Source organism: Sphingobacterium sp. FBM7-1, assembly GCF_020687765.1.
In the GTDB taxonomy this organism is placed as follows: domain Bacteria; phylum Bacteroidota; class Bacteroidia; order Sphingobacteriales; family Sphingobacteriaceae; genus Sphingobacterium.
Window position 1 is genome coordinate 1,007,217 of record NZ_JAJEWJ010000001.1, and the last position, 8,036, is coordinate 1,015,252.

At 41.0% G+C, this 8,036-nt stretch carries 8 protein-coding genes and 1 rRNA gene; 5 read left to right on the forward strand and 4 right to left on the reverse strand.

From position 1 onward, the window contains the following. The first annotated feature begins 43 nt into the window (after window positions 1–43). Window positions 44–622 carry a porin family protein gene (locus tag LKO28_RS04645; RefSeq protein ID WP_227693523.1) on the forward strand — a complete coding sequence of 193 codons (579 nt, stop codon included), beginning with the start codon at window positions 44–46 and terminating at the stop codon, window positions 620–622. Between the two features lie 76 nt (window positions 623–698). Here the strand turns inward: LKO28_RS04645 and LKO28_RS04650 are convergent, their stop codons facing one another. Beyond that, the gene (locus tag LKO28_RS04650; RefSeq protein ID WP_227693524.1) at window positions 699–2,189 is read right to left on the reverse strand and encodes a succinate CoA transferase; all 1,491 of its coding nucleotides are present in this window, start codon (window positions 2,187–2,189) and stop codon (window positions 699–701) included. Between the two features lie 117 nt (window positions 2,190–2,306). On the opposite strand from LKO28_RS04650, the gene LKO28_RS04655 reads away from it, so the two are divergent. Further along, window positions 2,307–3,122, forward strand: coding sequence for a helix-turn-helix transcriptional regulator (locus LKO28_RS04655; RefSeq protein ID WP_227693525.1), 816 nt, complete (start codon window positions 2,307–2,309; stop codon window positions 3,120–3,122). Between the two features lie 15 nt (window positions 3,123–3,137). Further along, the gene (locus LKO28_RS04660) at window positions 3,138–3,995 is read left to right on the forward strand and encodes a DUF1080 domain-containing protein (protein ID WP_227693526.1); all 858 of its coding nucleotides are present in this window, start codon (window positions 3,138–3,140) and stop codon (window positions 3,993–3,995) included. An 85-nt stretch (window positions 3,996–4,080) separates the two neighbouring features. On the opposite strand, the gene rpsT is transcribed toward LKO28_RS04660, so the two are convergent. After that, complete coding sequence (gene rpsT / locus LKO28_RS04665; protein ID WP_227693527.1) at window positions 4,081–4,335, reverse strand: 30S ribosomal protein S20; 255 nt, start codon at window positions 4,333–4,335, stop codon at window positions 4,081–4,083. Between the two features lie 138 nt (window positions 4,336–4,473). On the opposite strand from rpsT, the gene LKO28_RS04670 reads away from it, so the two are divergent. Next, window positions 4,474–5,007 carry an RNA methyltransferase gene (locus tag LKO28_RS04670; RefSeq protein WP_227693528.1) on the forward strand — a complete coding sequence of 178 codons (534 nt, stop codon included), beginning with the start codon at window positions 4,474–4,476 and terminating at the stop codon, window positions 5,005–5,007. A 134-nt stretch (window positions 5,008–5,141) separates the two neighbouring features. Next, window positions 5,142–6,014 carry a succinate--CoA ligase subunit alpha gene (gene sucD, locus LKO28_RS04675; RefSeq protein ID WP_227693529.1) on the forward strand — a complete coding sequence of 291 codons (873 nt, stop codon included), beginning with the start codon at window positions 5,142–5,144 and terminating at the stop codon, window positions 6,012–6,014. A 69-nt stretch (window positions 6,015–6,083) separates the two neighbouring features. Here sucD and putP read toward each other — a convergent pair whose 3' ends face one another. Continuing rightward, entirely contained in the window at window positions 6,084–7,583 is a 1,500-nt protein-coding gene (gene putP / locus LKO28_RS04680) for a sodium/proline symporter PutP (protein WP_227693530.1), read from the reverse strand. A 145-nt stretch (window positions 7,584–7,728) separates the two neighbouring features. Continuing rightward, window positions 7,729–7,840, reverse strand: a 5S ribosomal RNA gene (rrf, locus tag LKO28_RS04685). Window positions 7,841–8,036: the final 196 nt, after the last annotated feature.

Here is an 8,036-nt window from a genome sequence, read left to right on the forward strand (position 1 = left end):
TATTAACTTAGATTAAAATAATTTTAACGTAAAGGATCGTAATATGAAGAAGCTTACTTTTTTATGCCTCTTATTAGGAGGTTTCGCAATCGGTGCACAGGCACAAACGGTAGAAACTAGACCACAATCCTCCGCTAATGTGGGACTAGAACCGATTAGACAGGGCAATTGGATGGTCGGTGGTGAATTAGCTGGTCTCGGGTACAATTTTGAAGCAGAATCGTTTAATATAGGGTTACGGCCACGTGCAGGTTACTTTGTGTCGGACGGAGTTGCAATTGGAGCTCAAGCCAGTTTAGGTTTTGCCTCGGTTAAAGATAGTGACAACGAGTGGACTTACGGTGTAGCGCCATTTGTACGTTATTATTTCCCAGGTGGAGCTAGCGCAAGTGGACGTTTCTTCGGACATGGCAACGTGGGTATTGCAGGGAGTTCGCGTGGGGATGATGTATCGCTCGAGTTAGGGGTAGCAGCAGGATATGCGCATTTTATCACCCAAACGGTGGCTTTGGAAACTACAGTTGGTTACAATTACAATAAAGCTAATATCAATTCTGGCGGTGGACAAAGTGGACTTGGGGTCAGTCTCGGTTTTCAGATTTATTTACCAGGACAGCGGTAAGCGGTATAACGCGATTTGATTAAAAAGCCCATCCTCTGAGAATGAGGATGGGCTTTTTATAATAGTATGGTGACGGCTACCGCTTCATCGTGCCCGTCTCAGCTAGCCGTAGATGCCAACTAAAGGCTTCTTCCAATAGATGGGGTGTATGTCCTCCTCTTTCACAAGCTCTATCAAAATAAGATTGAAGTTCTTCTCTAAAATCGGGGTGCACGCAATTGTCGATAATCTTCTGTGCTCGCTCTCTCGGAGCAAGACCGCGCAAATCCGCTAATCCAATATCGGTAACTAACACGTCCACGTCGTGTTCCGTATGATCCACATGGGATACCATAGGTAACACATGCGAGATGGTATTATTCTTGGATGCAGCTTGTGTGACAAAAACACTGAGATAGGCGTTTCGGGCAAAATCGCCAGATCCACCGATACCGTTCATAATTTTAGAGCCTGAAATGTGCGTAGAGTTGACGTTTCCGTAAATATCAAATTCGATCGCGGTATTGATTGCAATAATCCCTAGGCGGCGAATCAAACCCGGTGTGTTGGAAATATTTTGAGGCCGGAGTACAATTTTATCCCGATATTTCTGTAAATTATTAAACACGCGGTCATAGCAATTTTCCGACACGGTTATCGATGATGCGGAAGCAAATGACAACTTCCCGGCGTCTATCAAATCAAATGTGCTATCCTGTAGTACTTCCGAAAACATGGTTAGATCATAGAAATTACTTGTTTTAAATCCAGTCAGTACTGCATTTGCGACTTTTCCGATGCCGACCTGTAGGGGCTGAAGGCGATCAGTCAAGTGCCCCAACTGCACTTCATTCTCAAAGAAATTTAAAATGTGTGCTGCTATTGCTACTGTTTTCTCGTCTGGATCGGTTACGTCAGCAGGGCTATCTTTTTTATCGGTAAAGACGATTCCTACAATTTTATCAGGGTTAACGGAAATTGTTTTACGTCCAATTTTATTCCAAGGCGCTACAATAGGAATTACATTTCGATGTGGGTAGTTTTCGGGTTTGTATATATCATGAATACCGTAGACCTCCATCGAAATTGCTGTATTTATCTCGATGATGATTTTCTCTGCTAATTCAGCAAACGTTGCGGTGTTTCCTACAGATGTGGTCGGGACTAGACTACCGTCTCGATCAATGTATGCTACTTCAATAACGGCTATATCGACAGGTGGAAGATTTTTATTGTGTAATAACTCCGCACTTTCGCTGAGATGCTGATCGATAAACAACACCTCTCCTCCATTGATTTTATTGCGTAGTGTCCGATCTACCTGAAACGGCATACGTTTTTTTAACGCACCGGCAGCGGCTAACTTGCCGTCTGTATCGTGACCGAGCGACGCTCCGGTCATGAGCGTTATTTTTATATCTTCATTTTTTGCCCGCTCAGCCAAGGCTTCCAGCATCACTTTACTATCTCCCGCTTTGGTAAAGCCGCTGGCACCTACCACCATACCGTTTTCAAAAAAACCAACCGCTTCGTGGACGGTCATTACTTTATCTTTTAATCGTTCTAATTTTATTCTTTCTGTGTCCATATAAATCCATTATTATACTTTAACCACATGTAAGATAAGCAATTTTCGGTATGTCTCTGACTTTTTTGGTTATGTCATCGAAAATCAAGAAATTTATGACTTTGACTTTAGATAACCATGGACAGAACGCTTTACGTAGACAGGTATTATATGACGGAAGTTGACACGTTCGAAGATAGTATCTATTGTCATCATGCCCTTATGGGGGAAAACTTCATTTCTGAACATAGCCATACAAAAGGGCAGTTCCTATATGCGGAGGGCGGGATCGTGTTTCTAAAGACAAGTGAAAAATCTTACTTTTTGCCTGCCCGACATTATATTTGGATACCGGGTGGAATAAAACATAGCATCTATCCAAGCAGCCCGGAGGTGGTGATGCGCAACCTATATTTTCCGGCGTTTGCGACCGATGGGGATTTTTTTAACGAGGTGAGTATCTATCCGGTTAATGACTTTCTGATTGAGTTCATTATGTTTACGAATCGTTGGACGGGTAATATATTCCCGACAGAAGAACCTAAATTTTCTATTGCTAAAGCTTTTAAATTAATTCTTCCTGAGGTATCGCAAACTGAATTACCGCTGGCGCTCCCTTATCCAAAGGATGAAAAACTAAAGCTGATTGTCAACTATTTGGAACAACGAATAGATCAGAACATTAGCTTTAAAAAATTGGCCAACGAATTTGAGCTCAGCGAGCGAACTTTAGCGCGGCTTTTCCAACGGGAACTGAACATGAGCTTTATTCAATATTATACAATCCTGCGCATGCTTACCGCGCTTAAACTTTTATTAGACGAAAAAATGAGTGTAAATGACGTGTCAATGCGTGTGGGATATAGTAGCTTACCAACCTTCAGTAATACTTTCTATAAGGTTATCGGTGTAAGGCCAAGTGAATACATTAAAAACAAAAACTTATTATTATAACTTTAAACCATTCGCATGAAAATCAAAGCAAATTTTCTATCCGTACTAGCAACTGGAGCTATTTTATTCTCCTGTGCCTCAGCAGGAGACAAAACGGCATCGTCAGATGATGAAATCCCGCAACCGATCCAATTATTTAATGGTAATGACATCAATGACTGGACGCCCAAAATCAGGCTGCATGAAGTCGGTGAAAACTACGCAAATACATTTCGTGTAGAGGATGGTTTGTTGAAAGTACGTTATGACGGCTATGATGAATTCAACAAACAATATGGTCACCTTGCTTACAACACGCCTTATAGCTATTACTTTCTTCGCGTAGAATACCGCTTTGTCGACGAGCAGGTAAAAGGAGGTGAAGGCTGGGCTTGGCGAAATAGCGGTGCTATGCTTCATGGACAAGATCCGCATACCATGTTAAAAGATCAAGATTTCCCGATCTCTATTGAAGGACAGTTTTTAGGTGGAAATGGTGAGGATGAACGTACCACCCTGAATTTATGTACACCAGGCACCAATGTGGTAATAGATGATGCTTTGTTTACCCCTCATTGTATAAGTTCTACGTCAAAAACGTATCACGGAGACGAATGGGTGACGGCTGATTTCTTGGTACTAGGTGATTCACTCATTCGGCATATTCTGGAGGGAGAAGTGGTATTGGAATATAACAAGCCTCAAATTGGTGGCGGAAGTGTGAACCCATATGATCCGGCACAAAAAACAGACGGCAAACTGCTTGAAGAAGGATTTATCTATTTACAAAGTGAAAGTCATCCGATCGATTTCCGAAAAGTAGAATTATATGATCTGGCACCTTACAAAAATGACCAAGAGAAACTTGGTGCAATTATCCAAAAGCTTCTCTAAAGAAAACACCCCATCTACTCAACAAAAACAAGGGATGTAAATGAATACATCCCTTGTTTTATTCTTATTAAAGAACTGGCTAAAATTAACCCAACTTACTTACTAATTTGGTTAACTTAGATTTGTTGTTCGCAGCTTTGTTCTTATGGATAACATTTTTCTTAGCTAAACGGTCAAGCATAGAAACAACTTTAGGTAACAATACTTTAGCTTCTTCCGCATCGGTCGTGTTACGTAATTTTTTAATCGCATTACGAGTTGTTTTTGCTTGGTAACGATTTCTTAGGCGTTTCGCCGCGTTTGCTCTAATTCTTTTAAGCGCTGATTTATGATTTGCCATTTCTCTAGCTATATTTTATATTTCTTTTATACTAATTTCGGAATGCAAAAATAGCATACTATTTCCAATATTCAAAATGAATTTGAAAAATGTTAAATAAACCTTCTTTTTTCATCTTTATACTCTTTAATTTCGTCTATGCGAAAATTATCCATGGAAGAGTTGAATCGGGTTGATATCGATTCATTTAAAAACCAAGAAAAAGTTCCATTTATTGTTGTATTGGACAACGTACGGAGTATGCATAATGTAGGATCGACTTTCCGCACCGCTGATGGATTTGCTGTAGAAAAAGTCCTTTTATGTGGTATTACTGGTACTCCTCCACATCGCGAAATCGAAAAAACTGCTTTGGGTGCGACCCAATCTGTAGACTGGGCGTACCATAAAGACACCTTTCTGGCGGTAGAACAATTAAAAAAGGAAGGGTATACCATACTCGCCATCGAACAGGCTGTTGATAGCATACCTTTACAGGACTACTCCATAGAATGTCGAAAGAAATACGCGTTAATTTTCGGTAACGAAGTACATGGTGTATCGGACGACGTTATGCAAATCGTGGATGGTTGTATCGAAATTCCGCAATTTGGCACCAAACACTCTTTAAACGTCTCGGTCACTATCGGCATTGTTCTATGGCAATTTATGCAAAATTGGAAGCTATTATAAATATCGCATCCTAAGACCGTAAACGATTGTAATCATTACCGTTGTAAAAAAATATTACGTCTTTGACAATAGTATATTAAATTTTCAGAAGTCAGTGCAAAATGGTAAATTTGCTTTGCAAAAAAACAGAAAAAATGAGTGTATTAGTAAATAAAGATTCAAAGGTAATTGTACAAGGCTTTACCGGAAATGAAGGTACTTATCACGCATCTCAAATGATTGAGTACGGTACAAATGTTGTTGGAGGTGTTACTCCCGGCAAAGGAGGACAATCTCATTTAGAACGTCCGGTGTTCAATACAGTACAAGATGCAGTAGAAGCAACTGGCGCTAACGTTTCGATCATCTTTGTTCCCCCTGCATTTGCTGCAGATGCTATTATGGAAGCAGCTCAAGCGGGTATCGAAGTTATCGTTTGTATTACAGAGGGTATACCTACTAAAGATATGATTCAAGTAAAATCGTACTTGAGTGACAAAAAATCTAGATTAATCGGACCAAACTGTCCGGGTATTATCACGGCTGAAGAAACTAAAATCGGTATTATGCCTGGCTTTATTTTCAAAAAAGGAAAAGTAGGTGTAGTTTCTAAATCAGGAACTTTAACTTACGAAGCTGTGGACCAAACCGTAAAAGCAGGTCTAGGAATAACCACTGCTATTGGTATCGGCGGAGACCCGATCATTGGAACAACAACCAAAGAAGCTGTGGAGCTACTAATGAATGACCCTGAAACAGAAGGTATTATTATGATCGGTGAGATTGGCGGGGGAATGGAAGCTGAGGCTGCTCATTGGATTAAAGAACACGGAACAAAACCTGTAGTCGGCTTTATCGCTGGACAAACAGCGCCTCCGGGCCGCCGTATGGGACACGCTGGTGCAATTGTAGGGGGAGCAGATGATACAGCTGCTGCAAAGATGAAGATTATGCGTGAATGTGGTATTCGCGTAGTCGAATCTCCAGCTGAAATTGGCGTCGCTATTGCAGAAGAGTTAGCAAAATAACGACATGCTTATTTCCTAAGAAGGTATTAAAAGCCCGGAGGTTTCTCCGGGCTTTCTTTTTTATTTGTTTTACTTTCCCGCTGCTATTCTTCGTACACTATCAAACTCTTCTTCGATTTCTTTCGAAACTGGCTTAGTCAACAAAGATACCACAATGGTCGTCAAAAAACTCGCTGTAAAACCTGGGATAATTTCGTAAATTTCTTTATAATCATGCGGCATATAAACCCAAAGCAATACTACCACTCCACCCACTAACATACCGGCTAAACCTCCCATTGCCGTAATACGCTTCCACAACAAGGTGAGGATAACTAAGGGCCCAAACGCTGCTCCGAAACCAGCCCAAGCATTACCTACTAAACCCAAAATACTTTCCTTTGGATTCAACGAAAGCAATACCGCAATAGCTGCTACTACCAGAACAGAAACCCGGCTCATAATCAACATATTTTTGGAACTAGCTTCTTTATTTAAAAAGGTCCGATAGATATCTTCCGTCATCGAACTAGATGTGACTAAAAGTTGTGAGGATATTGTACTCATTACCGCCGCTAAAATAGCCGATAATAAGAATCCGCCGATCAACGGATGAAAGAGGACTCTAGACAAATGGATAAATATAGTCTCGGCAAGTTCCTTGGATGCATCAAATTTCCCCATAGTGGCTACATCAAATTTTTGAAGATAGGCAATACCGAAAAAACCAACTAACAGAGCCCCTCCTACCGTAAATAACATCCAAGTAATTCCTATTCGTCTCGCCTTGGGAATGTCACGAACGCTATCTATAGCCATAAACCGCACTAAAATATGAGGTTGACCGAAATATCCTAATCCCCATGCTAATAAAGAAATAATAGAAACTGTGGTGGTACCTCTCCATAAGTCCATATAATTCTGGTTTTTAGTTTGTATAATATTCACTGTTTCCCCCACACTGCCGATATGAAAAATAATAACCGCTGGTACAATCAATAGAGCGATAACCATAATGGTACCTTGAACGACGTCGGTGAGACTCACCGCCATAAACCCTCCAAAAAACGTATAAAAAACAACTACCAATGTTGTTACCCATAATCCTGTTTGATAATCGACGCCGAAGGCGGATTCGAAAAGTCGGCCGCCAGAGACCATGCCTGCCGAAGTGTACAAAGTAAAGAAAACAAGGATAAGTACGGAAGAAACCAGCTTCAATAGCTGCGTTTTGTCATGAAATCTGTTCTCAAAGAAAACGGGTAGTGTAATAGCGTTCTTAGCGATTTCGGTATATACACGTAAACGCGGCGCAACAATAACATAATTTAAAAAAGCACCTATAGTCAATCCTATCGCGAGCCAAGCCCCAGATAGGCCCATAAAGTACATTGCTCCCGGCAAACCCATCAACAGCCAACCACTCATGTCCGATGCTCCGGCAGATAACGCCGTGACGAGGGGTCCCATCTTTCGTCCACCAATCAGGAACTCTTCTGAATTACTGGTGGATTTCCGGTAAGCATAAATCCCAATCAAAACCATCGTCAACATATATATCCCGATAGAAATTAGTTCATAAATATTCATACGCAATTAATAATTCTTAATGTTTCTGTTATACTATTCTAATTCTACGTTTGCTATAAACAACTACATTAGCAAAGCACGATGAGTTCTACACAAGAGAAAAAACAAAAAAGCCCCTCCAGTTTCCTGAAGGGGCTTGTATAAAATTTGGCGCCGACCTACTCTCCCACCTGTTACGGCAGTACCATCGGCTCTGGCGGGCTTGACTGCTCTGTTCGGAATGGGAAGAGGTAGACACCGCCGATATAGGCACCTGAATATCGTGACCGGATTTATATTATATATACAACCTACCTATTGGCAGCATACATCCGGCTTAAATGACATATAAAGATATAGAAAAGAAATACATAAAAGAGGACAGCGGATCTTCCGGCGCGGAAAGCTTCGGGCTATTAGTACCACTCGGCTATGGTATCTCTACCTGTACACCTGTGGCCTATCAACGTAGTA

Coding starts and splice junctions, on each gene's coding strand:
- LKO28_RS04655 (WP_227693525.1), top strand. CDS start 2,307: ATGGACAGAACGCTTTACGTAGACAGGTATTATATGACGGAAGTTGAC.
- rpsT (WP_227693527.1), bottom strand. CDS start 4,335: ATGGCAAATCATAAATCAGCGCTTAAAAGAATTAGAGCAAACGCGGCG.
- LKO28_RS04660 (WP_227693526.1), top strand. CDS start 3,138: ATGAAAATCAAAGCAAATTTTCTATCCGTACTAGCAACTGGAGCTATT.
- putP (WP_227693530.1), bottom strand. CDS start 7,583: ATGAATATTTATGAACTAATTTCTATCGGGATATATATGTTGACGATG.
- sucD (WP_227693529.1), top strand. CDS start 5,142: ATGAGTGTATTAGTAAATAAAGATTCAAAGGTAATTGTACAAGGCTTT.
- LKO28_RS04645 (WP_227693523.1), top strand. CDS start 44: ATGAAGAAGCTTACTTTTTTATGCCTCTTATTAGGAGGTTTCGCAATC.
- LKO28_RS04650 (WP_227693524.1), bottom strand. CDS start 2,189: ATGGACACAGAAAGAATAAAATTAGAACGATTAAAAGATAAAGTAATG.
- LKO28_RS04670 (WP_227693528.1), top strand. CDS start 4,474: ATGCGAAAATTATCCATGGAAGAGTTGAATCGGGTTGATATCGATTCA.